Source organism: Mycobacterium syngnathidarum, from assembly GCF_001942625.1.
Lineage (GTDB): Bacteria > Actinomycetota > Actinomycetes > Mycobacteriales > Mycobacteriaceae > Mycobacterium > Mycobacterium syngnathidarum.
This window is the reverse complement of the sequence record NZ_MLCL01000087.1, coordinates 1-23,392: the sequence shown is the minus strand read 5'-3', so window position 1 is coordinate 23,392 and position 23,392 is coordinate 1. Positions and strand designations below refer to the sequence as shown.

Annotated in this window: 24 protein-coding genes, 4 tRNA genes and 3 pseudogenes; 25 read left to right on the top strand and 6 right to left on the bottom strand. The window is 61.3% G+C overall.

Going from position 1 to position 23,392, the window contains the following annotated elements:
• Window position 1 precedes the first annotated feature (1 nt).
• Complete coding sequence (locus BKG60_RS25785) at window positions 2-586, bottom strand: TetR/AcrR family transcriptional regulator (protein WP_070946914.1); 585 nt, start codon at window positions 584-586, stop codon at window positions 2-4.
• An 80-nt stretch (window positions 587-666) separates the two neighbouring features.
• Here BKG60_RS25785 and BKG60_RS25780 point away from each other — a divergent pair, with 80 nt between their 5' ends.
• Complete coding sequence (locus BKG60_RS25780; protein WP_070946915.1) at window positions 667-1,674, top strand: oxygenase MpaB family protein; 1,008 nt, start codon at window positions 667-669, stop codon at window positions 1,672-1,674.
• A gap of 31 nt (window positions 1,675-1,705) precedes the next feature.
• On the opposite strand, the gene BKG60_RS25775 is transcribed toward BKG60_RS25780, so the two are convergent.
• The gene (locus tag BKG60_RS25775) at window positions 1,706-2,008 is read right to left on the bottom strand and encodes a DUF732 domain-containing protein (RefSeq protein ID WP_239253208.1); all 303 of its coding nucleotides are present in this window, start codon (window positions 2,006-2,008) and stop codon (window positions 1,706-1,708) included.
• Between BKG60_RS25775 and BKG60_RS32145 the strand changes: the two genes are divergently transcribed.
• A complete protein-coding gene (locus tag BKG60_RS32145; RefSeq protein WP_165617854.1) occupies window positions 2,007-2,177 on the top strand; it encodes a hypothetical protein in 171 nt (56 codons plus the stop codon). The genes BKG60_RS25775 and BKG60_RS32145 overlap by 2 nt on opposite strands.
• A 115-nt stretch (window positions 2,178-2,292) precedes the next feature.
• Entirely contained in the window at window positions 2,293-2,658 is a 366-nt protein-coding gene (locus tag BKG60_RS25770) for a group I truncated hemoglobin (protein ID WP_070946916.1), read from the top strand.
• Window positions 2,659-2,690: 32 nt separating this feature from the next.
• On the opposite strand, the gene BKG60_RS25765 is transcribed toward BKG60_RS25770, so the two are convergent.
• Window positions 2,691-2,766: transfer RNA gene (locus tag BKG60_RS25765), tRNA-Lys, on the bottom strand.
• A gap of 135 nt (window positions 2,767-2,901) precedes the next feature.
• On the opposite strand from BKG60_RS25765, the gene BKG60_RS25760 reads away from it, so the two are divergent.
• From BKG60_RS25760 to BKG60_RS25750, 3 genes are all read left to right on the top strand, one after another.
• Window positions 2,902-2,974, top strand: a tRNA-Glu gene (locus BKG60_RS25760).
• A 35-nt stretch (window positions 2,975-3,009) separates the two neighbouring features.
• A tRNA-Asp gene (locus BKG60_RS25755) sits at window positions 3,010-3,086 on the top strand.
• A gap of 41 nt (window positions 3,087-3,127) precedes the next feature.
• Window positions 3,128-3,201: transfer RNA gene (locus BKG60_RS25750), tRNA-Phe, on the top strand.
• A gap of 145 nt (window positions 3,202-3,346) precedes the next feature.
• On the opposite strand, the pseudogene BKG60_RS25745 reads toward BKG60_RS25750, so the two are convergent.
• Both BKG60_RS25745 and BKG60_RS32140 read right to left on the bottom strand, forming a co-directional pair.
• Window positions 3,347-3,607, bottom strand: a pseudogene (locus BKG60_RS25745) (tyrosine-type recombinase/integrase); the annotation flags it as partial.
• A 126-nt stretch (window positions 3,608-3,733) separates the two neighbouring features.
• Entirely contained in the window at window positions 3,734-3,907 is a 174-nt protein-coding gene (locus BKG60_RS32140; RefSeq protein WP_165617855.1) for a hypothetical protein, read from the bottom strand.
• 196 nt (window positions 3,908-4,103) lie between these two features.
• Here BKG60_RS32140 and BKG60_RS31215 point away from each other — a divergent pair, with 196 nt between their 5' ends.
• From BKG60_RS31215 to BKG60_RS25720, 5 genes are read left to right on the top strand one after another with little or no spacing between them, the layout of a single operon-like run.
• Window positions 4,104-4,460, top strand: a complete 357-nt coding sequence (locus BKG60_RS31215) for a hypothetical protein (RefSeq protein ID WP_207549621.1) — start codon at window positions 4,104-4,106, stop codon at window positions 4,458-4,460.
• Window positions 4,461-4,495: 35 nt separating this feature from the next.
• The gene (locus BKG60_RS25735) at window positions 4,496-5,317 is read left to right on the top strand and encodes a hypothetical protein (protein WP_239253209.1); all 822 of its coding nucleotides are present in this window, start codon (window positions 4,496-4,498) and stop codon (window positions 5,315-5,317) included.
• Window positions 5,317-5,643 (top strand): hypothetical protein, encoded by a 327-nt coding sequence (locus BKG60_RS25730; protein ID WP_070946919.1) that lies wholly within the window; start codon window positions 5,317-5,319, stop codon window positions 5,641-5,643. Before BKG60_RS25735 ends, BKG60_RS25730 begins: the two co-directional genes overlap by 1 nt.
• On the top strand, window positions 5,643-5,933 hold the full coding sequence (locus BKG60_RS25725) for a hypothetical protein (protein ID WP_070946920.1): 291 nt from the start codon (window positions 5,643-5,645) through the stop codon (window positions 5,931-5,933). Before BKG60_RS25730 ends, BKG60_RS25725 begins: the two co-directional genes overlap by 1 nt.
• On the top strand, window positions 5,933-6,226 hold the full coding sequence (locus BKG60_RS25720; protein ID WP_070946921.1) for a hypothetical protein: 294 nt from the start codon (window positions 5,933-5,935) through the stop codon (window positions 6,224-6,226). The genes BKG60_RS25725 and BKG60_RS25720 overlap by 1 nt, the downstream gene beginning before the upstream one ends.
• A gap of 176 nt (window positions 6,227-6,402) precedes the next feature.
• Here the strand turns inward: BKG60_RS25720 and BKG60_RS25715 are convergent, their stop codons facing one another.
• Window positions 6,403-7,941 (bottom strand): acyl-CoA synthetase, encoded by a 1,539-nt coding sequence (locus BKG60_RS25715; protein ID WP_070946934.1) that lies wholly within the window; start codon window positions 7,939-7,941, stop codon window positions 6,403-6,405.
• A 319-nt stretch (window positions 7,942-8,260) separates the two neighbouring features.
• Between BKG60_RS25715 and BKG60_RS25710 the strand changes: the two are divergent.
• The 14 genes and pseudogenes from BKG60_RS25710 to BKG60_RS25640 form a co-directional block, all read left to right on the top strand.
• Window positions 8,261-9,877, top strand: a pseudogene (locus tag BKG60_RS25710) (acyclic terpene utilization AtuA family protein); the annotation flags it as partial.
• Window positions 9,801-10,658, top strand: coding sequence for an IS3 family transposase (locus BKG60_RS25705; RefSeq protein ID WP_165617856.1), 858 nt, complete (start codon window positions 9,801-9,803; stop codon window positions 10,656-10,658). The pseudogene BKG60_RS25710 and the gene BKG60_RS25705, both read left to right, overlap by 77 nt.
• 303 nt (window positions 10,659-10,961) lie before the next feature.
• The gene (locus BKG60_RS25700; RefSeq protein ID WP_070946922.1) at window positions 10,962-11,828 is read left to right on the top strand and encodes an MlaE family ABC transporter permease; all 867 of its coding nucleotides are present in this window, start codon (window positions 10,962-10,964) and stop codon (window positions 11,826-11,828) included.
• A 3-nt stretch (window positions 11,829-11,831) separates the two neighbouring features.
• A complete protein-coding gene (locus BKG60_RS25695; protein WP_070946923.1) occupies window positions 11,832-12,692 on the top strand; it encodes an ABC transporter permease in 861 nt (286 codons plus the stop codon).
• 145 nt (window positions 12,693-12,837) lie between these two features.
• A complete protein-coding gene (locus BKG60_RS25690) occupies window positions 12,838-14,232 on the top strand; it encodes an MlaD family protein (protein WP_242671646.1) in 1,395 nt (464 codons plus the stop codon).
• 4 nt (window positions 14,233-14,236) lie between these two features.
• Window positions 14,237-15,280 (top strand): MCE family protein, encoded by a 1,044-nt coding sequence (locus tag BKG60_RS25685; protein WP_070946924.1) that lies wholly within the window; start codon window positions 14,237-14,239, stop codon window positions 15,278-15,280.
• Window positions 15,281-15,287: 7 nt separating this feature from the next.
• Complete coding sequence (locus tag BKG60_RS25680; protein WP_070946925.1) at window positions 15,288-16,334, top strand: MCE family protein; 1,047 nt, start codon at window positions 15,288-15,290, stop codon at window positions 16,332-16,334.
• A complete protein-coding gene (locus BKG60_RS25675; protein ID WP_070946926.1) occupies window positions 16,331-17,434 on the top strand; it encodes an MCE family protein in 1,104 nt (367 codons plus the stop codon). The genes BKG60_RS25680 and BKG60_RS25675 overlap by 4 nt, the downstream gene beginning before the upstream one ends.
• Entirely contained in the window at window positions 17,431-18,552 is a 1,122-nt protein-coding gene (locus BKG60_RS25670) for an MCE family protein (protein ID WP_070946927.1), read from the top strand. The genes BKG60_RS25675 and BKG60_RS25670 overlap by 4 nt, the downstream gene beginning before the upstream one ends.
• Window positions 18,549-19,823: an MlaD family protein gene (locus BKG60_RS25665; protein ID WP_083339421.1), complete on the top strand. Its 1,275-nt coding sequence runs from the start codon at window positions 18,549-18,551 to the stop codon at window positions 19,821-19,823. The genes BKG60_RS25670 and BKG60_RS25665 overlap by 4 nt, the downstream gene beginning before the upstream one ends.
• 17 nt (window positions 19,824-19,840) lie before the next feature.
• Window positions 19,841-20,539, top strand: a complete 699-nt coding sequence (locus BKG60_RS32610) for a hypothetical protein (protein ID WP_070946928.1) — start codon at window positions 19,841-19,843, stop codon at window positions 20,537-20,539.
• Window positions 20,540-20,543: 4 nt separating this feature from the next.
• Window positions 20,544-21,338 (top strand): RsiV family protein, encoded by a 795-nt coding sequence (locus tag BKG60_RS31780; RefSeq protein ID WP_070946929.1) that lies wholly within the window; start codon window positions 20,544-20,546, stop codon window positions 21,336-21,338.
• 59 nt (window positions 21,339-21,397) lie between these two features.
• Window positions 21,398-21,983, top strand: a pseudogene (locus BKG60_RS32605) (DDE-type integrase/transposase/recombinase); the annotation flags it as partial.
• A gap of 77 nt (window positions 21,984-22,060) precedes the next feature.
• Window positions 22,061-23,205, top strand: a protein-coding gene (locus tag BKG60_RS25640) for an IS3 family transposase (protein WP_120765035.1) whose coding sequence is annotated in 2 segments (ribosomal slippage) — window positions 22,061-22,328 and window positions 22,328-23,205 — 1,146 coding nt in all. Because the reading frame shifts where the segments join, the coding sequence is not laid out codon by codon here.
• Window positions 23,206-23,392 lie beyond the last annotated feature (187 nt).

Here is a 23,392-nt window from a genome sequence, read left to right as displayed (position 1 = left end):
CTCAGAAACTGCCGACCCGTCCCAGCAGCAGGTCGACGCAGTAGTCGATGAATTGTTCGCGGCTGGCAGGCAGTCGCTCGTCGAGATATGCCGTGAACAATGCGGTCAGGGCGCCGATCAGGCTGGTGGCGGCCATGGCTTGACGTACCGGGTCGGCAATGCGGGTGAGTTTGCGCTGCAACAGGCCGATGAAGTCTGGCATCCACTCGGCGCCCGAGCGGGTCAACACCGGCTCCGACTCCGGGGCGAGTAGCAGCACTCGACCCCGGGTGGGGTCGTCGACCATGAGCGCGACGAATTGTTCGACGGCCTCGCGGGGTGTGACAGCAGTCGTCAGGGCAGACATGGCCCGGGCGCAGACATCGTCGTAAACCGCCCGGACGAACGTGTCGCGGTCGTCGAAGCTTTCGTAGAAGTACCGCTCGGTGAGCTGGGCTGCTCGGCACACGGCCCGAACAGTCAGTGCCGGACCGTCGGCTTTGCCCAGCAAGGTGACGCCTGCGGCGATCAGGTCGTCGCGTCGACGTGCCGCGCGTTCCTGGAGCGGAACGCCCGACCATCGGCCGCGTCGTTGACCGGATGGCACATCTACTCCTAAGCTCCGATGACAACATGTGTAGTCACATTTGAAAACAGGACACCGTCTTGCCGGCAGAAAGCGCACCTGTGACACAAGATACTTCTGAGACATGCCCCGTGACCAGCGGATCCGCTGCGGCGGCCGGTTGCCCGGCCGCCCCGGGCGGATACGAGGCGCCGCCGATCCCACTCGGACCGGATTCGCTGACGTGGAAGTACTTCGGCGATTGGCGGGGGATGCTCCAGGGACCGTGGGCCGGGTCGATGCAGAACATGCATCCGCAACTCGGCGCAGCGGTGATGGAGCACTCGATCTTCTTCCAGGAACGCTGGCCCCGCCTGTTGCGCTCGCTGTACCCCATCGGTGGCGTGGTGTTCGACGGCCCCCGCGCACCGCAGACCGGTGCCGAGGTGCGCGACTACCACGTCGACATCAAAGGGGTCGACGCGCAGGGGCGTCGTTATCACGCGTTGAACCCGGAAGTCTTCTACTGGGCGCACTCGACGTTCTTCGTCGGCACGATCATCGTGGCCGACCGGCTCGCGGGCGGGATCTCCGAAGCCGACAAGCGGCAGCTCTTCGAAGAACACAAGCAGTGGTACTCGATGTACGGGATGAGTATGCGTCCGGTGCCCGAAACCTGGGAAGACTTCCAGGTCTATTGGGAACACATGTGCCGCAACGTGTTGGAGAACAACCAGGCTGCCCGCGACGTATTGGATCTTAGTGAGCTGCCGAAGCCGCCGTTTGCCTCGAAGTTGCCCGATTGGATGTGGGCATTGCAGCGCAAGCATCTGGTGCATCCGCTGTTCGTATGGTTCACCGTCGGGCTGTACCACCCGGCGGTGCGCGAGCTGATGGGATACACCTGGTCGGACCGTGATGAGAAGCGGCATCGCCTGCTGGGCAAGGTGATTGGCCACATTTTCAAGCTGGTACCCCGACGCCGCCGCATGCATCCGCGGGCGCGCACTGCGTGGGACCGGGCCACGGGGCGGCTTCCGGCCGATGCGCCACTGGTGCACACCCCGGCCCGCAACCTGCCTCCGGTCGGGCACCGCGACAACGGGATGCATTACTGCCCAAAGGTGTAGCGGCTTGAGTGAAGGCCCCGATTGCGGGGCCTCAGCGCCCGACGAACGGGGCGTTTTGCGGGCAGTAGACCTTGACTGCCCCCCGGACCAGGTTCGCCGCCTGGTGCTTGTCGATGCCGGCCTGGCTCATCAACTGACTGATGACTCCCCGGACGGTACGAGCGGGTTCGATCTTGCCCTTCGTGAGGGCATCACAGACGCCGCGGCCAACCTGGCCGGCCTCCTCGGCCGAGTTGGTCGGGATGTTCAGCTCTTTGACGAAGGTGAAGAACTGGTCGTCCTGGGTGTCCGCGTGGGCCGGTGCGGCCCCGAATGCGACGCTGGCAGTCAGCATGGCAGCACCTACCGCGGTGGCCATGGCTCGAGTGCGCGGACGCCGGGAGAACATTCTGCTGACTCCTTCATTCGATCTGTCGATCCCGAACGTGAACATGATGGCGAGTTTTCTGGAGATTCTCGCGATCTTCTTCACGTTCGGTGTCACTTCCGACCCCCGGGCATAACGATAAACGGGACCGGCCGCCGGTGCGTACCGGTGTCCACACCTGTGAGGCGGCTGTAGCGGTCCGGCTACGCGGGCGAAATTGGGCGGCAACGACGTCGGGCGAGGCTGGCGTCATGACGACCATCTATGACCAGATCGGCGGGGCCGAGGCGCTTGAGGCCGTCGTCGAGGACTTCTACCGGCGGGTGCTCGCCGACGACGAGCTGGCCGGCTTCTTCAGCGGAACCAACATGGCCAGGCTCAAGGGCAGGCAGGCCGAGTTCTTCGCCGCGGCGCTGGGTGGGCCAGTCGAGTACAGCGGTGCACCCATGCGGCAGGTCCATCAAGGCCGCGGCATCACCATGCACCACTTCAACCTGGTGGCCGGCCACCTTTCGGACAGCCTGGCCGGTGCCGGTGTGCCGGAGCCGATCCTCGGACAGATCATCGCCGCGATCGCTCCGCTGGCCGACGAGATCGCGACCGCGCGGAGCGCGTGAACCGCACCATGACCCGCCTTGCGGCGGGCGTGTGGTGCCCCCACCAGGGCTCGAACCTGGGACCTGCGGATTAAAAGTCCGTAGCTCTACCAACTGAGCTATAGGGGCGCGAGAAGACAGGGTACAAGATGACGCAAATTGGTGTTGCGACCACACGGTTTGAGGATTTGGGCATCTGTACCCTAAGCTATCGAAGCTCCCAACGAACGAAGTTGATGAGTACCCCGGAGAGATTCGGATCAGGCCCCCATCGTCTAGTGGCCTAGGACGCCGCCCTTTCACGGCGGTAGCACGGGTTCGAATCCCGTTGGGGGTACGCACCACGGAAACGTGGAGCATGCTGGAAAGTAAGGCCCTGTGGCGCAGTTGGTTAGCGCGCCGCCCTGTCACGGCGGAGGTCGCGGGTTCGAGTCCCGTCAGGGTCGCCATCACGGCGAGGCAGTTCGGTTTGCAAGAGCCGGTGCCTTCCGGCCAGGTAGCTCAGTTGGTACGAGCGTCCGCCTGAAAAGCGGAAGGTCGCCGGTTCGATCCCGGCCCTGGCCACTGAGAGAACCCACTGGTGACGGTGGGTTTTTCTGTATCTGGGGCACGTTGCTCGGAAGCCCGAATCTGACACATGTGACACATCGGCTTCCTTATTCCTCCGCGTCGGCCTACGAGGTGACACGAGATGTGTCATGTCTCCGGCCTACTGTGCGTCCATCTTCTTCCCGGTGGTGATCGAGCCGAGCATCGCCGCCGCGTCGGCGAGCGCATCGTGATTCGAGTGCGCGTACGTGCGCAACGTGAAGCCCGGATCCTGGTGCCCCAACCACGCGGCGATCACCACGGTGGGCACCCCGTTCAGATGCATCAGGGTCGCGCATGAGTGCCGCGCATCATGCAGCCGGACATGGGGGAGACCGGCGTTGGCGAGCGCCTTACGCCACGCCGCTGTGAGCGTATCCGGGGTGCGGGTCGGGGCAGGCGCAACGTTCGGTACGGGCGACCTCAAACATGCGGGGGAGCGTACGCCGGGACACTGACACGCACGAACGAGTTTCAGGGGCACGACCACCTTCGCCGTCGCAACCGATCACGCTGCCGCGACGATCATCACGAGGTGGTGTCCGGCCGGCGCCGGTACCACGTCGCGCGCGGAAGCAATCGTCAGCGGAGCGTCGAAGAGGGCGGACAGGAACTCGGCGAGTCGGGCTATGTCCGTGGTGCTGGCGCGGATCACAGGACGGGTTGCGGCGGTGTTGCTCATCCAACGAAGACTGCCACGGCGATGTGGCAGAGGTTATCTGGAACATCAAGGAGTGCAGACTAGTTCGGTGATCCTGCATCGCGCCTAGACGCCGTTGCAGGTCTTGGCTGTGTTGCTGGTTCCGCTGCACCTGCACCGGTTCCTGCATCGAGGAAATCGGTCGCGACGTGTCGGCCCGGCCGGTCAGACTGGCTCCATGCCCACCGCTGAATCCCGTGACGGCCGCGCCGCAGACCTCCGCGGGCGTGCCGCTCTCGTTCGCACGAACGGCTGGGAGCCGTACGAGAACGTGTGGAGCTCCGGAGAGGTCGCCGGAGTCCGTGCGGTGCTCGGCGAACCCGGCGCACTCGACGCCGCCGTCGAGGCGTGGGCTCCAACACTGTGGGGCGCCGCCGCGTCCGAGGCCGACGCACGCACCGGCTACTCGTCGACGCGGAGATGGTTCCTCACACTGCAGGGCGTCGCCGCTCTCGACGTGCTCCACGCCGCGGCGGGGAAGGTGGCCTCCTGCAGCAGGTTCCACAGTCTGGACGAGGCGCGACCGCAGCCGTAGAGCGCGACCGCAGCCGTAGAGAAGGGGTGGAGTAGGTGAACGACGACGACTTGGAGATGACGCCCGAGGAGAAGGCATCGCTCGCGGCCTCGCGCGCGGCGGTCGACGACCTGGCGACGGCGATCGTCCAGGGCGCTGACCCGGAGGAGGCCGCGGCTGCACTCGCCGCGGCGAGGCAGGCGACCGCGCGGATGGATCGGGAGGCTTTACTCAACAAGATCCACATGCCCGACACCGCAGCGGGATTCGAGGACGACTTGCGTCGGATCATGATGCGCATCCCGCCGAACTGGGGTCGTTGGATCGGTTGCAGCCGCGGCTGGTACCCGATCATCATCGAGCTCGACCAGGCGCTTGCCGCGCTCGACCCGGGGTACGAACTGCACCAGTGCAAGGAGAAGTTGGGGGCACTCCGCTACTACTTCGGCACCTCCGAGTCGATCGCAGAGGCGGATCGGCAGCGGATGGATGAGCTCGTAGACGAGGCCGAGGTGCGTTGCGAGGCCACGTGCGAGCTCTGCGGTGAGCCCGGCGTGCGGCACGTGACGCCGCACGGCTGGTACCGCACGCTGTGCGAGGCGTGCGCGACCGCGGAGCAGAATGGCTACGAACCCGTCGGCGAGCTGGTCAACGTCCTCACCGCCGACATGGACGGGTTATGGCGCGTCGGATGCTACGGCGATGCCCCCGAGAGCTTCTGGGATCTGAACCGGGGCGAGGTCACCGTGAACGGTGTCCGGTACAGCGACTACGAGGTGCTGGCGATGCCCGGAGTGCTGAGGACGTGGCGGCTGCGGCCCGCCGACGGAACCGTGGTCGAGTCTGGAGTCGTCGCAGCGATCGAGAGGGTGCGCTGATGATCGCCGAGATCCGGCTGCTCACGAACTCCATCGAGATCAGCGAGCGCTTCTGGCGCGCGATCTACCCCACGGCCGACGCGGAGCGCGGTGCAGATCGCTGGGGTCGGCAGTCGGTACGGATCACCCCGCAGACCGGTCCGGACCTGCTGATCGGTGAGGCAGCAGCATGGAACTTGATCACGACGGTGGACATGGTCGTACAGACCGATGCCGGTGCAGCGCAACGGCTTCGGGACGCGGGGTTCGAGGTCGCGCATGACGGGACGCAGGCGGTCGATGTCAACGCAACCGATGCGACGGTCTTCTTGGTGGCGCAGCCGTGATGACAGTCGGCGAACTGATGGGGAAGCTCGCCGCGCTGCCGCCTGACACCCCTGTCCTCGTCACAGGTTATGAAGCGGGCTTCGCGCCGTGCACTCTGTCGGTGGAGCAGGTGCAGGAACTGGATCGAACGTCCGACGGCGAGTATCTCGGCCGGTACGTCATGCCCGCCGAGGCCGCAGAGGAGCTCGACGGGTGCGGTTCGGACTGGCTGTACATGGTCGGGCGCGAGCTGCCTAGGCGCGTCGGTGAGCCGTTCCGGGCTGTGCTGCTGAGACGGGAGGGACGCTGATGACCAGGGACAATGCGTACTGGGAGGGGACGAGCCGCGTGGTCGAAGCGGGCGAGTACCAGGTGGTCGGGCCCCTCGAACTGGGCCCGGCGGCAGCAGCCTGGCTGCGGCTGTCCAGGATCACGCTCTACACGCCGGCGCAGGTCATGCAGCATGTCGCTGCGGCCTACGCGGCGGTGCTGAACGCCGGACCCGTGGTGAGGATGAGCGGGATGCGCTCCTGCCAACCCCGGGACCGCAACCGCCGCGCTACGAAGTTTGCCGGCGAGCAGGGAGTGGCGGCGGGCGAGTAGCCCAAGCGCGACGGAGCCCCGGCCGACGAATCGGCCGAGGCTTCGTTTGTGCGGGGCGTCAGCAGACGGTGGGCTGCCTGCGAGTCTCGGGGTTCAGGCATGTCGGGATCAAAGCCCAGAATTTGGAGTCGTTCCCGCCCGTTGCCCAGCCAACGTAGGCAAATCCGTACGATAATTCAGCGTATAACAGCGGTTTCAGAGACGCCAAACATCTTCCGTAGCTCACGTTTGAGAATCTTCCCGGTCGCGTTTCTTGGCAGCTCGATGACCGATTCGACCCGGCGGGGACATTTGTAGCCGGCGATACGTTCGCGACAAAATTGGATTACCTCTTGTTCAGTGATATTTGTTTGCCCTACTGGCACGACAACCGCCAGCACGGTTTCACCCCACCGATCGTGCGGTATACCTATCACTGCAACATCCGAAATAAACGGATGCTGATTGAGGATCTGTTCCACCTCAATTGGGTACACATTCTCGCCACCTGAAATAATCATGTCATGCTTGCGGTCGACAAGTGTGATGAATCCGTCGTCGCCTTCGAAGGCGAGATCGCCACTGTGAAACCAACCGCCGCATATCACTTCTGCTGTAGCGTCCGGGAGACCCCAGTATCCGGCGCATACATTGGGTCCGCGAAAAATGAGCTCGCCCACGTCACCTTGACGCACGTCACGGTCGAAGTCGTCGACGATTCGAGTCTCTACGTGGAGGAACGGGCGTCCCACGGAGCCGGCCTTGGTCAAGACGAATTCTTCCTCCAATATCAGGGCGGCCGGAGACAATTCGGTCATACCGTAGCCCTCCGACAACAGCAGACCTTTCGCTCCATAAGTTTCGATCAGCGGAAGCGGGCAGGGCGCGCCCCCGCTGAGGAGCCAACGGAGGTTTTCAAGGTTATGTGATCCGAAGTCGGGCAGCGCCGCCAGATCCGCCCACATTGTCGGAACCATGAACTGTACGGTGACGCCTTTTTGTGCCAAAAGTTCTAGGACTCGTGGGGCGTCGAACTGCTCCTCCACGATCACCGTTCCACCCGCGTACAGAAGCGGAAGAGTGAATAGCCCCAACGCGCCTATATGAAACAGCGGGGCAACGGTTACCGTGACGTCGGTACCGGTTATGCCTTTGCCCGCGGTTAGCATATTCACCGCATTCCATTCTAAGTTGCCGTGAGTGAGCATGGCACCCTTGGGCCTGCCCGTCGTGCCCGAGGTGTACATGATTACAGCAAGATCATGCGGATTCGCAGGCTCACTACCCCCAGAACAACTGGCGTCAACCGATACGTCAACTCGTAGGGAGATTTCACTGGCATCGACTATTGTCGGAGCCGATGTCTGCATCTCCGCGGCCGCCTCGCGGGCCAGGCGTTCTCGCAAAGAGTCATGGAAGAGAATCGACGCCTGGGAATTATCAAGGATGTACGCGACCTCACCCTCCGACAAACGGAAGTTGATGGGAACGGTCACGGCGCCAAGCTTCGCCGCGGCAAAAAGCAGCTCAAGAAACGTTGTCGAGTTGCCCATCAGGAGCGCTACTCGATCACCTCGCCGAACCCCCGAGGCACGGAGCATCTCGGCCAGGATCCCCGAACGCCGGTCGAGGTCTGCGTATGTGAACTCGGTTCCCTCCCTTCCATCGACGAGGGCGATCCGATTAGGCGTGCGCGATGCACGTCTCGTTATCCACTCACCGATCCCGAGCGCCATGCCAACTCCTTCATCCATGCCTTGAGTTATCGATACTAACCGTTTGTACGGTCATGATGCGCAGTACGAGCGTCCGCAGCTCTGCGCACATCATCACCCCGCAGCACCGACTGGTTAACGTCTGAGGTATCGATGCTGACGATGTCCTCAAATCTCCTTGCCCTACGGGGTCATTCGCCACAGCCAGAATAGGGTCAGGCGCGGGCCGATCGAGATGAATCACCGATCAGCGCCGAGATGCAGATGGAGCGCTATTGACCGTACGCGCGGTCAGTGTAATACTCGGACACCGTTGAATCCCCGTTGAGGAGTTGATTGGATGGCGAATCGGCCGGTGCATCAGAAAGACGACGCCCTGCCCCGATTGCGAGCCCCCGGTGTGGTTCGAATCGGCAACTGCTCGGGCTTCTACGGTGATCGACTGTCCGCGATGCGCGAGATGCTCACCGGCGGTGAGCTCGACTACCTCACCGGGGACTACCTCGCCGAACTGACCATGCTCATTCTAGCTCGCGACCGGGCGCGAAACCCCGGCGGCGGTTATGCGAAGACTTTTCTGCGGCAAATGGAAGACTGCCTAGGGCTGGCTCAAGACAACAACGTCCGTATCGTCACAAACGCTGGCGGACTCAATCCCGCGGGTCTAGCCACCGCAATACGCACGCTCAGCGATGATCTCGGCATTCCGGTGGCAGTCGCGCACGTAGAGGGTGACGATCTACTGCCACGCGCAGCCGAGCTCGGGTTGGGTTCTCCACTCGCGGCCAATGCCTACCTTGGCGCTTGGGGCATCGTAGAGTGCTTGAACTCCGGAGCAGACATCGTGGTAACGGGGCGAGTTACCGACGCCTCACTCACGGTGGGGCCTGCTGCCGCGCACTTTGACTGGGGTAAAACGGATTACGACAAACTTGCTGGGGCAGTCGTTGCCGGGCACGTCATCGAATGTGGTGCACAAGCAACCGGCGGCAACTACGCATTCTTCGGCAGTATCGACGACATGGGGCACCCCGGCTTTCCCATAGCGGAGATTCATGACGACGGCTCCTCGGTGATCACGAAACATCCTGGCACGGGAGGTGAGGTCAGTGTCGGAACGGTGACGAGCCAGCTGGTTTACGAGATCACCGGCGGCCGTTACGCCAATCCCGACGCGACCGCGCGAATAGACAGTGTGACTCTCGCTCCAGACGGTCCAGACCGGGTGGCGATCTCGGCAGCGAAAGGGGAACCGCCGCCGCCGACATTGAAGGTGTCTGTCAATGACATCGCCGGATACCGCAATGCGGTGACGTTCGTGCTCACCGGACTGAACATCGAGGCAAAGGGCCAATTGGTCCGTCGGCAACTTGAAGCTGCGCTTCCGATCAAACCAGCAGAACTCGAGTGGACGTTAGCCCGAACCGACCATCTGAACGCGGACACCGAGGAGACAGCGAGCGCCCTGCTGCACTGCATTGTTCGAGATTCCGATCCTGCCAACGTGGGACGCGCATTCACAGGCACCGCAATAGAACTCGGTCTCGCGAGCTACCCAGGGTTTCATGTCACCGCACCCCCAAGCGACAGCCAAGCATACGGTAGGTTCACCGCCGCCTCCGTGAAGGCGAGTTTGGTCCGACATTCCGCCGTGCACGCCAACGGGAACCGCGTTGATATCGCCCCTGCTAGTCACACTCGCGAGCTTATTGCGACCGAACAGCCACCGCTTCCAGACCGATTGGTGCACGGGCCGACATTGCGCCTCCCACTCGGCACCATCGCCGGTGCCCGTAGTGGAGACAAGGGCCACAGCGCCAACGTCGGCGTATGGGTCCGTACAGATGAACAATGGCGCTGGTTAGTCCACACCATATCTGTTGCAATGCTCAAAGAACTACTGCCGGAGACCGCCGACCTCCCAGTCCACCGACACCTGCTACCCAACCTACGCGCAGCTGGCCCGTTCCACCTGCCGCCGGCTGCCGCTGGCCCAGACGCCACAGGATCCCGACGCTGAAATGAGGGCCTGGCTGCGCGCCTATGCCACGAAACACCCGTGTCATGGGTTTCGGCGTGCCTGGGCGGCGTTGCGCTACGACGAGCACCGTGAGGTCAACAAGAAGAAGGTCCACCGGCTGTGGCGCGAGGAGGGCTTGCAGGTGCGGGTGCACAGCCCGCGCAAGCGGGCCGGGGTGTCGTCGATCCCGGCGATCGTCGCCGATGCGCCGAATGTGGTGTGGGCGATTGATTTCCAGTACGACTCGACCGTCGACGGCAAGGCGATCAAGATCGCGTCGATGATCGACGAGCACACCCGGGTTTCGCTGCTGAACCTGGTGGAGCGCTCGATCACCGCCGACCGGCTCGTCGATGAGCTCCAAGCCGTGTTCGCCGCGACCGGTGGCCCGCCGAGAGTGCTGCGGATGGACAATGGGCCGGAGTTTATTTCCCAAGCGCTGCAACAGTTCTGTGAGAACAAGGTGGGCATGGTCTATATCCCGCCCGGCACTCCGTGGAACAACGGATACATCGAATCGTTCAATAACCGACTGCGAAAGGAGTGCCTGAACCGCAACCACTGGAACACCCTGCTCGAAGCCCGGGTGGTCATCGGCGACTTCAAGCACGACCACAACCACCGCCACCGGCACTCAGCCCTGGGCTACCGAACCCCGGCCGAGTACGCTGCGGCATGCAGGCACACCCACACCCCGATGGCCTGCCAGATCAACTGAATCCGGATCAAACAAACCCGACTCTAGAACCGGGTGGACTCAGTAACGGGGACTCGCCAAGAGGTCGACAGCATTCACCCCCGCCGAGGCGGATCAAAGTCGCGGCGGTTCCAGCATGTAGATATTTGCCGTAACGCTTGCATGCCCAACAGCACCTGTGCATACTAACCGTACGCACGGTCGGTACTCGGGCAATTGGTCTCGCGGACGTCCCCGACGCGCAGGCATTGATGCCCCGCGTAGCAATCAGGAGGATCCAACAATGTTCACTTCCACCCCGTTTGGTCTACGCTGCGGCTTCCGATGACAATCTCCGAATCCGGCTCCGCGACAACGGGAACCCGCGATGCCATAGGCGAGGTTGCGGATGGGGCGCGCAGGTACATTGCGTCCCACCCGTTGATGTCGCTGGGGACATTGGGCGGACAGGCCGTACTAGCGGTGCGCACTGTTCAGTGCTTGTTCACCGATGCACTCGCTCGCCGCTTCCAGTTCCGAGAGTTCATACAGCAGGCCGCATTCATGGCCTCAACAGCCTTTGTCCCAACAATATTCGTGACGATTCCGATCGGTGTAACACTGGCGATCCAGTTCAGCTTGTTGGCAGGACAAGTGGGCGCAACGTCGCTGGCGGGAGCTGCCACAGGGCTCGCAGTCATCCGCCAAGGTGCGCCACTCGTTGCAGCTGTCTTGTTGGCAGCCGCGGTAGGTTCGGCAGTCTGCGCAGACCTGGGATCCCGAACGATGCGTGAAGAGATCGACGCGATGACGGTGATGGGAGTTTCGCCGATCCACCGCCTGGTAGTTCCGCGTTTTGCGGCTGTGATCATTGTGGGAATAGCACTGACTGGCTTAACCAGCTTTGTAGGCTTCCTCGCCGGCTACACATTCAACGTCTACATGCAAAACGGCACGCCGGGATCTTTTGTCGCGACGTTCTCCTCGTTCGCAACGATCGGCGACCTGCTGTTGGCGCTCGCCAAGGCCGTGGTCTTCGGCGCCATTGTGGCGATCGTGAGTTGCCACAAAGGCTTGAGCACTCGCGGTGGGCCCGCCGGAGTCGCCAACTCGGTGAACGCAGCAGTCGTCGAGTCGATACTGCTACTGATGACTGTCAACGTGGTCATGACCCAGCTGTATATCATCGTTTTCCCCAAAGCGAGTTTCTAGCCCATGACGGCACCCACCCGGTTCCGCCCGCCAGGGACGCAGATGGTGGCAAGCTCCGCGCTCGTCGCAGGACTGGTCGTGGCAAAAGCTGGCCACATCAGCTACTTCTTCCGCAACATCCTGTTATCGATCCCCCTTGTCGTGCGCCGCTATCGAAAAGAGTTCACGCGGGTACTGGTCGATATCAGCTGGGGCAACGGCTCGATTGTGGTCGGTGGCGGGACCATAGGCGTTGCGATCGTGTTGGGCGCCACAGCGGGCGCGCTGATCAGCGTAGAGGGATTCAACGCCTTGAATCTGCTTGGGCTGGGCCCAGCCACCGGGCTGATTTCCTCGTTTGTCGGTACCCGAGAGCTGGCGCCTGTGATGATCGCGTTGGCATTCGCGACCCAGGCAGGCTGTCGATTTACCGCACAATTAGGCGCAATGCGCATCAACGAGGAGATCGATGCCCTTGACACCCTTGGCATCAACTCAGTTGCATACCTGGTAACAACCCGAGTGGCCGCGGCTGTCACAGCCGCCGTTCCGCTATTTCTCGTATGTCTTGCGGCGGCTTACCTTTCGGCTGAAATGGTTGCGGCGGCGGTAAGCGACCACTCTGTCGGTACCTATATGCACTACTTCAATCTGGTTGCAAGCGGACGCGACGTCTTCTTTGCCGTGATCAAGGCCGTGGTGTTTGTCTTCGCAGCATCCACGATGCAGTGCTACTACGGCTACTACGCGAGCGGTGGCCCAGCCGGCGTCGGTGTCGCCGCCGGGAGGGCGATGCGCGCCAGCATCACTGTCGTGATCATCGTGAACATGCTTCTCACTATGGCGCTTTGGAGCGTCGACTCTGGCGCCAGGTTCGGAGGGTAGCGTGACAAACTCCTTCGACACTGACTCCCGCGGCCCATCCAATCGGCGTCTGTTCGTCGCGGGAGTTTGCTTTCTCACCGTCATCACTAGCGTCATCGCGTTGTGTCTCATGAAGTCTCAAGGCAGGCTTGACAACATAGTTCGTGTGACCGCTGAGCTGATGAACGTGGGCGACGGTCTTCCTGCGAAGTCAGATGTCAAGTTTCGAGGCGTACTTGTAGGCGAAGTTAGCGACGTCGAGCTTTCCGGCGTAGGACGACCGTACATTGTTCGAATCAACCTCAAACCCAATCATGCATCCAGCATCCCCGACACGGTCACGGCGCGAGTTGTTCCGTCCAACGTCTTCGCGGTTTCGTCGGTGCAATTGGTCTCGAACGGGCTGGACCTGTCTCCGCTGCGCTCTGGCTCAGTGATACGCGAGGATCACACCCTACCCACGGTTTTGTTCCAGTCTTTGTTAACCAAAGTTCGCGAATTACTCAAGTCAGTGAGCCGAGATGACAACGACAACACCATCGGTGTGCTCGCAGCTCTCAGCGGCGCGGCCGAAAGCCGCGGCAGTAGCATCCGTGCGGCGGGCAGCGACCTCCACCACATTGTTACGCAGCTGAATAATGTTGTCGGCGATAACAATGACCCCACCACCATATCGGCACTCGCGACTGCGGCCAATGCGCTACGACAAGCTGAGCCAGTTCTGAGCGACGCTCTCGACGAGGCGATCGCACCCATGCGTGCACTGACCGAAACGCGATCTCAGCTGACTAACTTGATCTCGGCAGGCACCAATACGACTACAACACTTGGTGAGGCGTTCGATAACCACACCGACCGCCTTATTGCCATTACCACCCAGTTGACCCCTGTTATCGGCACGCTCGCCGACAACTCCGATGAATTCACACCGATCGCAACCAGGATGACGAGAATGGCCGAACGCGTCGAGGCCAATTACGACACCGAAAGACACAACTACGTCATCAAGGTAATCGTCAGTCTGGCGCCTTTCCGACAATACGTCCGCGCTGATTGCCCCCGTTACGGAGAACTCGAGGGGCCAAGTTGTCAAACAGCGCCAGAGGTACCGACTGCGCCCGATCTGTTGCCGGCATTAGGATCAATGGGAATCCCACCACCGAATGGGATCACGGAGAATCGACCGAATCTTGCTCCACCGCGTGATTCGGTTCGGCACGCCGGCGACGTACCTGGCGGGATTCCTCCGAGCGCTCACCCCACCCCTGGCCCGCCAATCTCAGATCCCGGCAGTTCGCTCGCGCCCACGGAAGCATCGGCCCCAGAAACAGTGATTACGACTCCTTCTGATAAGCCCGAGGAGGCCTCGTCCGAAACGTTCGGGCTGCCACAGAATTACGAACAGGAGTACGGAGGGAGTGTCGGCCCGGTCGGCAGCGTCGCCGAGAACTCCCAGTTGAGCCAAGTAGTAGGCCGCGAGGCCGATTCGGCAGTTCAACTTCTACTCGGACCGGTGTTGCGGGGCGCGGCGGTACACATCACTCCGGACACAGGAAGGTAGAAGATTGAGCATCCGAAAGTCATCGATCGGTCTTGTCATCTTTCTGGTTTTGTGCATATCGGCCACGTGGCTCGTATCTGTGACGTTGCTGCGCCAGGTCAGCGGGCCAGTCGCTACCTATTCGGCGATATTCACGAATGTCGCAGGCCTACATCCTGGAGATGACGTTCGAGTCGCGGGTGTACGCGTCGGCCGTGTAGATGAAATCTCACTGGAGGAAGATGCCCTGGCAAAAGTAACGTTCCGCGTCCAGCGGGAGCAAACCCTTTACACCGACACCGTTGCATCCGTCACCTACCAAAATATCGTCGGACAGCGTTATATGGGCCTGTCTCCTGGCCAGGACAATAGTCGGCGCATCCTCGGTAATCATGGTCAGATACCCGTCGAGAAAACCGAGCCATCATTTGACATTACTCACCTATTGCGTGGATTTGAACCGCTCTTCGCACTGCTCGATCCGAGTCAAGTAGAAAATCTCACCAACGGAATTATTCAAGCTTTGCAAGGGGATAGTGGCTCGGTCCTTACATTGATCACGCAGACATCCGCTCTGGCTGAGCTGTTCGCTGGCCCCGATCAGCTCCTGGGCGAGGTCATCGCCAATCTGAATAACACGATGACCATGCTGGCGAACCAAAACGCCAATCTTCAATCGATCATCACCCATACCCGCGAGTTGATGGTAGGGCTGGGGAACCGGCGCGCAGATTTGGCTGCAGCGGTCGGTTCTATCGCCACAACTGTGAACAGACTTGGGGCGATATCGGCCAGCATACAGCCAGACCTCAGCGCAATGATGGCACGAGAGCCCGGCCTCTCCGCACACCTCACCGCCGACGCTCGTGAGCGGTTCTCATACTTCGGCGCAAATTTGCCAGCCATGCTGAAAGGTGTCGCTCGCTCTATGCAATCCGGTGCCTACGCCGACGTGTATGCGTGCGACATAAATATAACGATCTTCGATTTCCTCGGTCGGCTCGTCCCTCGAATCGTGCGAGCTGCGACCCCCGGCAACACCATCAAGAACACCCCGATCTGCAGGTAGGTCCAGAATGATCATCAGACGAGCACTCGGGCGCCTAAGCCTCACGCGCCCCATTGAGGACTACAACAAGATTGCCATCGGCACGGTCGCACTGGTCGTCATGGTTGCGGTAGTGGGCGCAGTTGCCTTAACGGGCGCACTGAATCTCGGCAAGACGATATATCGTGCCGAATTCGCTCAAGCAGCCTCTGTACGCGAGGACGACCAGGTAACCATCGCCGGTATCTCCGTCGGCCATGTCGATGCCCTCACGTTGGCCGGCGATCGGGTTGAGATGAGATTGTCGATCGACAAGGGCGTCTACCTGGGCAGCGATACGAAGGCGGCTATCAAACTCACTACCCTACTGGGGTCCCGCTACATCGAGTTGACTCCCGGACGTTCGGGCAGCCTCCAAGGCCACACGATCCCTCTCTCCAATACGTCGGCGCCTTATGACCTACAGACTGCCTTAGCTGATGCCACAACGACTTTCGATCAGGTTGATGCCGATCAAATCGCCAACTCAATGACCACTGTGTCGCGCAGCCTTGACGGTCTTCCTCAAGCGTTGCCTGACGCACTGCGGAATCTAAAGTCGCTATCCCGCATCATCTCCGATCGGCGGGGTCAGATTGGCACACTACTCTCCAGCACCGACAAGCTCGCCGCAACAATCAGGGACCAGAAGGCCAATCTGGGGATGCTCGTCCTGCAAGGTCGAGACCTGATCGGCGAGATCACGACTCGTCGCGCGGCCATTGAACGACTGTTCGAAGGCACGACTGCCTTGGCGCACACGTTATCTCGAATCCTGACGGACGAGCACGCTCTCAACGAAATGCTAGACAGTGTGCGCGACTTCACGCGAATGATCGCCGAGCATGACGCGCTGTTCCGCAATACACTGCAGGCCCTCCCGATCGCCATGCGTAACATCGCCAACGCTACGGGCAGTGGCACCGGAATCGATGGAACATTTTCATCCGGCCCACTCATCGACTCATGGATGTGCGCAATCAGCGGCCGTGCCGAGCAATTCGGATTGGTCGAGTATTTCGAGGATTGCGCATGAGTAGAAGGACATTGGTCTGGCTCACTGCCGTGATTGCCGCCGCCCTCGCCGTTGCTACGACTTTGATAACCAACCGCGCTGGCACCCAACCAATCACGGTGACCGCTCATTTCGAGGACGCGATCGGGCTTTACGAAGGCAACACCGTTGCTGTGCTAGGTATGCAGGTCGGACATGTTGACCGCATCACGACGAAGGGTGATTCCGTCGAAGTCACGCTCGTGCTCGACGACGGGATCGACATACCCGCTGATGTTCAGGCAGTCACTGTGTCCACGTCGATTCTCACAGACCGACATGTTGAACTTACGCCCCCCTATCGCGGAGGTCCGAAGCTAGGCGACGGAGACGTCATCGGCCTCGGGCGTACCCGTACTCCCGTGGAATTCGACAGGACACTTGCCATGATCGACCGGCTAGCAGTCGCCCTCCGCGGAAACGGCGAGGGCTCTGGGCCGTTGGCCGATCTGGTGAATGTCGGCGCGCAGATCGCGACGGACAACGGTGAGGATCTCAAGAGCACGCTGAGCGAACTGTCATCAGCCCTACGGCTCGAGACCGATCACGGGGCCCGCACCAAAGAGAACATTAATACGATTGCCACCAGCCTCGACATGCTCACGCAATCCGCCGTAGAGAACGAGCAGACGATCCGAGAGTTCGGATCAAACGTGCACCAGCTCAGCGACATACTGGCCGACGAAAGCCTAGGCACTGGCACGACGGGCTCCAAGATCAACCAAATTCTGATGCAAGTTGCATCGGTACTGGAATCCAGACGTGACGGACTGAAGACGACTGCCGCCGACTCAAGGGCCATCACCCAAGCACTGGTCGACTACCAACGTGAGGTCGCAGAGTTCTTCAACCTCGCGCCAATGACACTCGACAACGTCTGGAATGCCATCGACGCCGACAATGGCGCCGTCCGACTGCACGCCCTCGCCGACAAGATTCTCTTTGACAGCCAGCTCAGCAAAGAAATGTGTAATCTCATCGGCCTCAAACAGCTCGGCTGCGCCACAGGCACACTCCGCGACTACGGACCGGATTTCGGCCTCACCGGAATGCTGGAACTCATGGCGGGAGTGGAGAAATGACGTCTCTGCTGGGCACCCACGTAACTCGCCGCTATCGCAACGTACTGTCTATCGGGGTGATCGCGGTCTTGTCCGGTTGTTCGTCCGGACTAGAAAGCCTCCCGCTGAGTTCTCCTTCAGTAGGTGGCGAGACCTACACGTTGACTGCGGTTTTCACTAATGCACTAAACTTGCCGGCTCATGCGAAGGTGAAGGTCGGTGGCGCTGACATCGGCGAGGTTGAGAAGATTCAAGCCAAGGAGTTCACCGCGCAGGTAACTATGCGCATACGTGAGGACGTCTCGATCTACGACGGCGCAACCGTTGAGCTTAGGTCGGCCACGCCCCTCGGCGATCTCTTCGTCGCAGTCCAGCCTCATCCGGACCAACGGTCGGCTAGCACACCGTTGGCCGACGGAGACATCATTCCCTTGGCTGCAACATCGGCTGGTGCCACCGTCGAGGAGTTGCTCAGTTCAGCTGCTGTGCTTGTCAATGGCGGGGTGATCCGCAGCTTAACCCACATCCTCAACGGCGCCGGCTCGGCCGTCGGAGACAGTGGCACGAAGATCGCCGACCTGCTCCATCAGTCGAACAGATTGATTGCACAACTCAACGCACGCTCAGATGAGATCACAGAGGCCCTGCACCGCACATCCGAACTGGCGTCTAGCTTGTCCGCACGTCAGCACACGATCAATGCTGCGCTCGCAGCTGCAGATCCAGCGATCGCAGTCATCGCCGATAACCGCGATCAGATCGTGACTTTGATCGGTTCTGTCGCCCGCACTACGCGGCAACTATCGCGATTTCCGGCGTTACAAGGCACTGATTCCCGCAGCCTCATTGCCGACTTGAATAGGCTGAGTGACGCATTCAACGACGCAAGCATCGACCCCAACACGTCGCTGACGACCTTCAATCGAATCGTCCCAAGGCTTCTCAAGCTGACCTCCGGCGCCAACCTCCATGCCGCAGGGGACGTAGAACAGATCGCACTTGGCGCTCTACCAGATATGAACTATCCAGGCGATCCGATGACGCACGGTCCGGACGGCACCGACTGGCACGCGATGATCGGTAGTTTGCGGTATCAATGGAATCTCTTGCTGAATAGAATTTACGGGCCTCAGCGATGAGCGTGCCCAATATCTTCCAGCGATGCGCCGGTGCCGCCGTCGACTCAGTGCAAGCCATACGCGCCCGCCGTACAGCGGTCGCTCTTGCGGGCCTGTTCCTCACTCTCACTGCTGCTTTCGGCTACATATCGTTGGGTACGTTCGGATACAATCCGGTCCGCGCGACAGTTGGTCTCCGCATTCAGCTGTCAGAGTCAGGCGGGCTCCTCGCCAGTCAAGATGTGACACTGCGGGGCGTCCAGATTGGCAAAGTCCTTGCTGTACAAGTCGATGGCGATGGAGTGGTAGCCGAGATCGAGATCGACCCAGACCTCCAGATTCCCAAGGACGCGGCATTCCGGGTCTCCGGCCTTTCTCCCGCCGGCGAGCAGTACCTAGACATCCGGCCCGCAAACGGTACCGGGCCGTTCCTTCGTGACGGCGACACGGTCAGCGCAACTCAGACTGACATCCCCGTGCAGTTTCATCGTCTGGTGACAGACGCTGAAGGCCTTCTTGCACAGCTTGATCCAGCGAAGCTCTCAGCAATGACGAAGGAGATGGGCGTAGGGGCGGCAGGACCGGAGAAGCTTTCGGCCATCTTCGATGGCGGAATTTTCCTCATTTCGACACTGGATTCTGTCCTCCCAGAAACCATTCGGGTCATTCGCAATAGCCGTACGATTTTCACGATGGTGACCGACGCCGATTCCGAGCTGCTCGAAACGGCGACGGACGTCCGTGAAATCGTAGCGGGAGCCAACCGGATGGAGGGGGGCTACCGTCAATTGGTCGATACGGGAAGTCGGCCACTCACCGCGCTGGACGCTGTCATTGCGGACAACTCCGAAACCATGGTCCAGTTGCTCGGCAACCTGACCACCGTCGCGCAGTTGTCCTATGTGAGGGTACCTGCGCTCAAAGCTCTGTTCCCGCCACTGGAGCAACGGGGTTCGGTGATCGATGCGGTAGCGTCGACTTTCCGCGATGGAGGAGTCTGGGAGATCGTCGACCCCTACCCACGCTATTCCTGCGACTACAACCTGCCGCGACGTCCCCCATCACAGGCGGACTTTCCCGAGCCGTACAGGTATACGTACTGCAATAATCCTGATCCCGCGGTACTTATTCGGGGCGCGCGCAATGCGCCGCGGCCTCCCGGCGACGACACTGATCGGCCACCGCCAGGCCACGATCCCCTCGCAACCACCGACCCAGCACCCGTGGGGCCCAACACTATCCCGACACCCTATGGTGGGCCGCCCAAGAACCTGGCGCCACCGCCGAAGTAAGACGCATAGGAGGCACGATGTTCAGCCGGACCAGAACCAAGGATGTGTTCGATCAGATCAACGGGAGCAACGACTGTGAGGAGAATGAGCATAGTTCCGGCGACAAGGACGTCGATCAATCACCCGAGAACCACGATGCAGATGAGGTGACAGGCGTTGATCCCACGGACGATCCCGACGATCAACACCAATCTGTCGACCTAGACGACCCTGCTACCGAGAGTCGGCTTGGTCGGGGTTCCCGGACGACCCTCATCGGCGCCGTGTTGCTAGTGGCGCTGCTCCTCGCAGTGGGCACGGCGGCTTTCTTTGGGTGGCAGGTCAAACGCCAACACGATCTAGTCGCGACGGGTCGTGAAGCACTCGCAGTTGCCAATGATTATGGGGTTACCCTGACGAGTATCGACAGCGCCAAGGTCGATGAGAACTACGCGAAGGTACTCCAGGGTGCAACTGGCGAGTTCAAGGATCTTTACACCCAGTCGGCTGCCCAACTTCGGCAGTTGCTTATCGACAACAAAGCTGTAAGCCACGGCGTGGTCGTGGATTCAGCGGTCAAGTCAGTCACCCCTGACAAGGTGGAAGTGCTCCTCTTCATAGATCAATCAATAAGCAATGCAGTCAACCCAGAGCCGCGGATCGACCGCAGCCGGGTTACGATCGTTCTCGAACGCATCGATAACCGCTGGCTCGCAAGCAAAGTGGATATCAAGTAGCGCAATGGGTACAACTGGCTTACGGATCGCGCTCGCTATTGCATGCGTCACTGCGCTTGCCGGCGCATCATCAGCTCACGCCGACACCCTGTGCAACGCGGTGTTCGGAGGCCAATGGGAAGCGCAGGACGACAACTGTACGACCTTCATTCGTTCGCAACGGGAAGCTGTCCTCGCTCTGAAAGTTGTGGTTCCACAAGACCTGGTCGGCCATCCGCACATGGGGCCACCAATCGTAGCGTATTTGCGTGATCGCGTCTTGTCCTGGCGCACAGCGGGTTCGAGCATGGTTCGTGCTAGCGATGTCTCAATAGACTACAGCGCGCACTCCCATCGAGCTCTGCGGTCCGTCGTATTTCGCGAGACTCAGCAGACCGTAGGCAACAACGCAAACAATGCTGTCAGGAGTTTCGTTTTTGACCTCGGCGCCGGCAATCAACTATCGCTTGCCGACCTGTTCAAGCCCGGAATCGACCCGCTCACGGCCTTACCGCCCCTGGCCCGGCCGTTTCTCGAAGAATCGCTCGCCACGGCACGGCCGCCACACGTTGTCGGCGCATACCCTTTCATCGTCGACCGGTTCGAACCGCAGGTTGATGGCTCAGGCTACTCAGAGAATTACCGAGCATTTGCGTTGACATCGAGTGAACTGATTCTTTTCATGCCTGATCGACCGATGTCGCGCGAGAACCCGATGCCACACAACCAGTTGGTGTGGTCGATGGACGGCGGGGCCGTTCAAACCCATATCCCTCTCGAGGCACTCTCGTCGATCCTCCGCCAAGATTTGACGATCTGAATCTCGACGGAGGAAGTTTCGGCAGCGTGGTGTGGAGTTTTTCCCAGAGGCCTTCATCCCGCTGGGTGGCCCAGTACGGCGGCATGAAGGCCAACGAGCGCAGCGCCGTGACGGTGTTGTGTGAGCGATTCGGGATCTCGGAGCGTCGAGCCTGTGCGGTGGTGGGCCTGCATCGGTCCACGATGCGCCTCGCGCCGCCGCCGACCACTGATGAGGAAGCCCGGCTGTGGGCCTGGCTGCGGAAATCCTCCACCGATCGGCCCCGCTGGGGCTATGGCGACGAGCAGCGATTGCAGCGCGCGTCCGCCAGCTGTGGCGCGACGAGGGCCTGCGGGTCCCGCAGCGCCGCAAGAAGGAACGCCTGACCGGACCGTGGTCGGGGCGATGTCCCCGAACCGTCCGAATCTGATCCGGGCGATGGACTTCCGGTTCGGCACCACCGCCGGCGGGCGCACCATCACGATGCTCAACGTCATCGACGGGTTCGCCCGCGAAGCCCTGGCGATCCACGTCGACCGCGCCATCAACGCCGACGGAGTCGTCGACATCCTCGACCAATTGGTCGAAACACATGGGGCGCCGTACGTGCGCATCGACAACGGGCCTGCGTTAGTCGCCCACGCGGACAACGACTGGTGCCGGTGGCGTGTTCCCACTGAGTGAGTCCAGCTTGTTTTAGAGTCCTGTGGCCCGAGGTCGGGCCGGAAAGGACGATGAAACACATGGCTGGTCGCAAGCGGCATTCCGCGGAGGACATCGTGCGCAAGTTGCGCCGCGCGGATGAGCTGGCTGCCGAGGGCAAGACCGGTGAGCAGATCGCCGCCGAGCTGGAGGTGTCGCCGGCCACGCTGTACAACTGGCGGCGCACCTACGGCGGGATGGACACCGACGCCGCCAAGGAGCTCAAGGAGCTGCGCGAGCAAAACGCCAGGCTCAAGAAGCTGCTGGCCGATGCCGAACTGGAAAAGGACGCGCTGCGGGAGGTCGCGAAGGGAAAATTCTGAGCCCAGCTGCCAAGCGCCGCGCCGTGGACATGCTCAAGGACGTGTTGGGTATGTCGGAGCGGTTGGCGTGCAAGGCCGTTGGGCTGGCCCGTTCCACCTGCCGCCGGCTGCCGCTGGCCCAGACGCCACAGGATCCCGACGCTGAAATGAGGGCCTGGCTGCGCGCCTATGCCACGAAACACCCGTGTCATGGGTTTCGGCGTGCCTGGGCGGCGTTGCGCTACGACGAGCACCGTGAGGTCAACAAGAAGAAGGTCCACCGGCTGTGGCGCGAGGAGGGCTTGCAGGTGCGGGTGCACAGCCCGCGCAAGCGGGCCGGGGTGTCGTCGATCCCGGCGATCGTCGCCGATGCGCCGAATGTGGTGTGGGCGATTGATTTCCAGTACGACTCGACCGTCGACGGCAAGGCGATCAAGATCGCGTCGATGATCGACGAGCACACCCGGGTTTCGCTGCTGAACCTGGTGGAGCGCTCGATCACCGCCGACCGGCTCGTCGATGAGCTCCAAGCCGTGTTCGCCGCGACCGGTGGCCCGCCGAGAGTGCTGCGGATGGACAATGGGCCGGAGTTTATTTCCCAAGCGCTGCAACAGTTCTGTGAGAACAAGGTGGGCATGGTCTATATCCCGCCCGGCACTCCGTGGAACAACGGATACATCGAATCGTTCAATAACCGACTGCGAAAGGAGTGCCTGAACCGCAACCACTGGAACACCCTGCTCGAAGCCCGGGTGGTCATCGGCGACTTCAAGCACGACCACAACCACCGCCACCGGCACTCAGCCCTGGGCTACCGAACCCCGGCCGAGTACGCTGCGGCATGCAGGCACACCCACACCCCGATGGCCTGCCAGATCAACTGAATCCGGATCAAACAAACCCGACTCTAGAACCGGGTGGACTCAGTAACGGGGACTCGCCACCTGAACCACCCCGGGTTTGATGCACACCTTCTTTCGAGGGAAGGTTGTTCGCATCATGCCGAAGAAGTACGACGAGGAGTTCAAGGCCCGGGCGGTGCGGTTGGTCACCGACCATCTCGAGGAGTAC

Excerpts from the sequence above, each read along its gene's own strand:
- BKG60_RS32145 (WP_165617854.1), top strand. The coding sequence starts at position 2,007 with ATGGCAGCACCTACCGCGGTGGCCATGGCTCGAGTGCGCGGACGCCGG.
- BKG60_RS25775 (WP_239253208.1), bottom strand. The coding sequence starts at position 2,008 with ATGCTGACTGCCAGCGTCGCATTCGGGGCCGCACCGGCCCACGCGGAC.
- BKG60_RS25770 (WP_070946916.1), top strand. The coding sequence starts at position 2,293 with ATGACGACCATCTATGACCAGATCGGCGGGGCCGAGGCGCTTGAGGCC.
- BKG60_RS32140 (WP_165617855.1), bottom strand. The coding sequence starts at position 3,907 with ATGAGCAACACCGCCGCAACCCGTCCTGTGATCCGCGCCAGCACCACG.
- BKG60_RS31215 (WP_207549621.1), top strand. The coding sequence starts at position 4,104 with ATGCCCACCGCTGAATCCCGTGACGGCCGCGCCGCAGACCTCCGCGGG.
- BKG60_RS25730 (WP_070946919.1), top strand. The coding sequence starts at position 5,317 with ATGATCGCCGAGATCCGGCTGCTCACGAACTCCATCGAGATCAGCGAG.
- BKG60_RS25725 (WP_070946920.1), top strand. The coding sequence starts at position 5,643 with ATGACAGTCGGCGAACTGATGGGGAAGCTCGCCGCGCTGCCGCCTGAC.
- BKG60_RS25720 (WP_070946921.1), top strand. The coding sequence starts at position 5,933 with ATGACCAGGGACAATGCGTACTGGGAGGGGACGAGCCGCGTGGTCGAA.
- BKG60_RS25715 (WP_070946934.1), bottom strand. The coding sequence starts at position 7,941 with ATGGCGCTCGGGATCGGTGAGTGGATAACGAGACGTGCATCGCGCACG.
- BKG60_RS25700 (WP_070946922.1), top strand. The coding sequence starts at position 10,962 with ATGACAATCTCCGAATCCGGCTCCGCGACAACGGGAACCCGCGATGCC.
- BKG60_RS25695 (WP_070946923.1), top strand. The coding sequence starts at position 11,832 with ATGACGGCACCCACCCGGTTCCGCCCGCCAGGGACGCAGATGGTGGCA.
- BKG60_RS25680 (WP_070946925.1), top strand. The coding sequence starts at position 15,288 with ATGATCATCAGACGAGCACTCGGGCGCCTAAGCCTCACGCGCCCCATT.
- BKG60_RS25675 (WP_070946926.1), top strand. The coding sequence starts at position 16,331 with ATGAGTAGAAGGACATTGGTCTGGCTCACTGCCGTGATTGCCGCCGCC.
- BKG60_RS25670 (WP_070946927.1), top strand. The coding sequence starts at position 17,431 with ATGACGTCTCTGCTGGGCACCCACGTAACTCGCCGCTATCGCAACGTA.
- BKG60_RS25665 (WP_083339421.1), top strand. The coding sequence starts at position 18,549 with ATGAGCGTGCCCAATATCTTCCAGCGATGCGCCGGTGCCGCCGTCGAC.
- BKG60_RS32610 (WP_070946928.1), top strand. The coding sequence starts at position 19,841 with ATGTTCAGCCGGACCAGAACCAAGGATGTGTTCGATCAGATCAACGGG.
- BKG60_RS31780 (WP_070946929.1), top strand. The coding sequence starts at position 20,544 with ATGGGTACAACTGGCTTACGGATCGCGCTCGCTATTGCATGCGTCACT.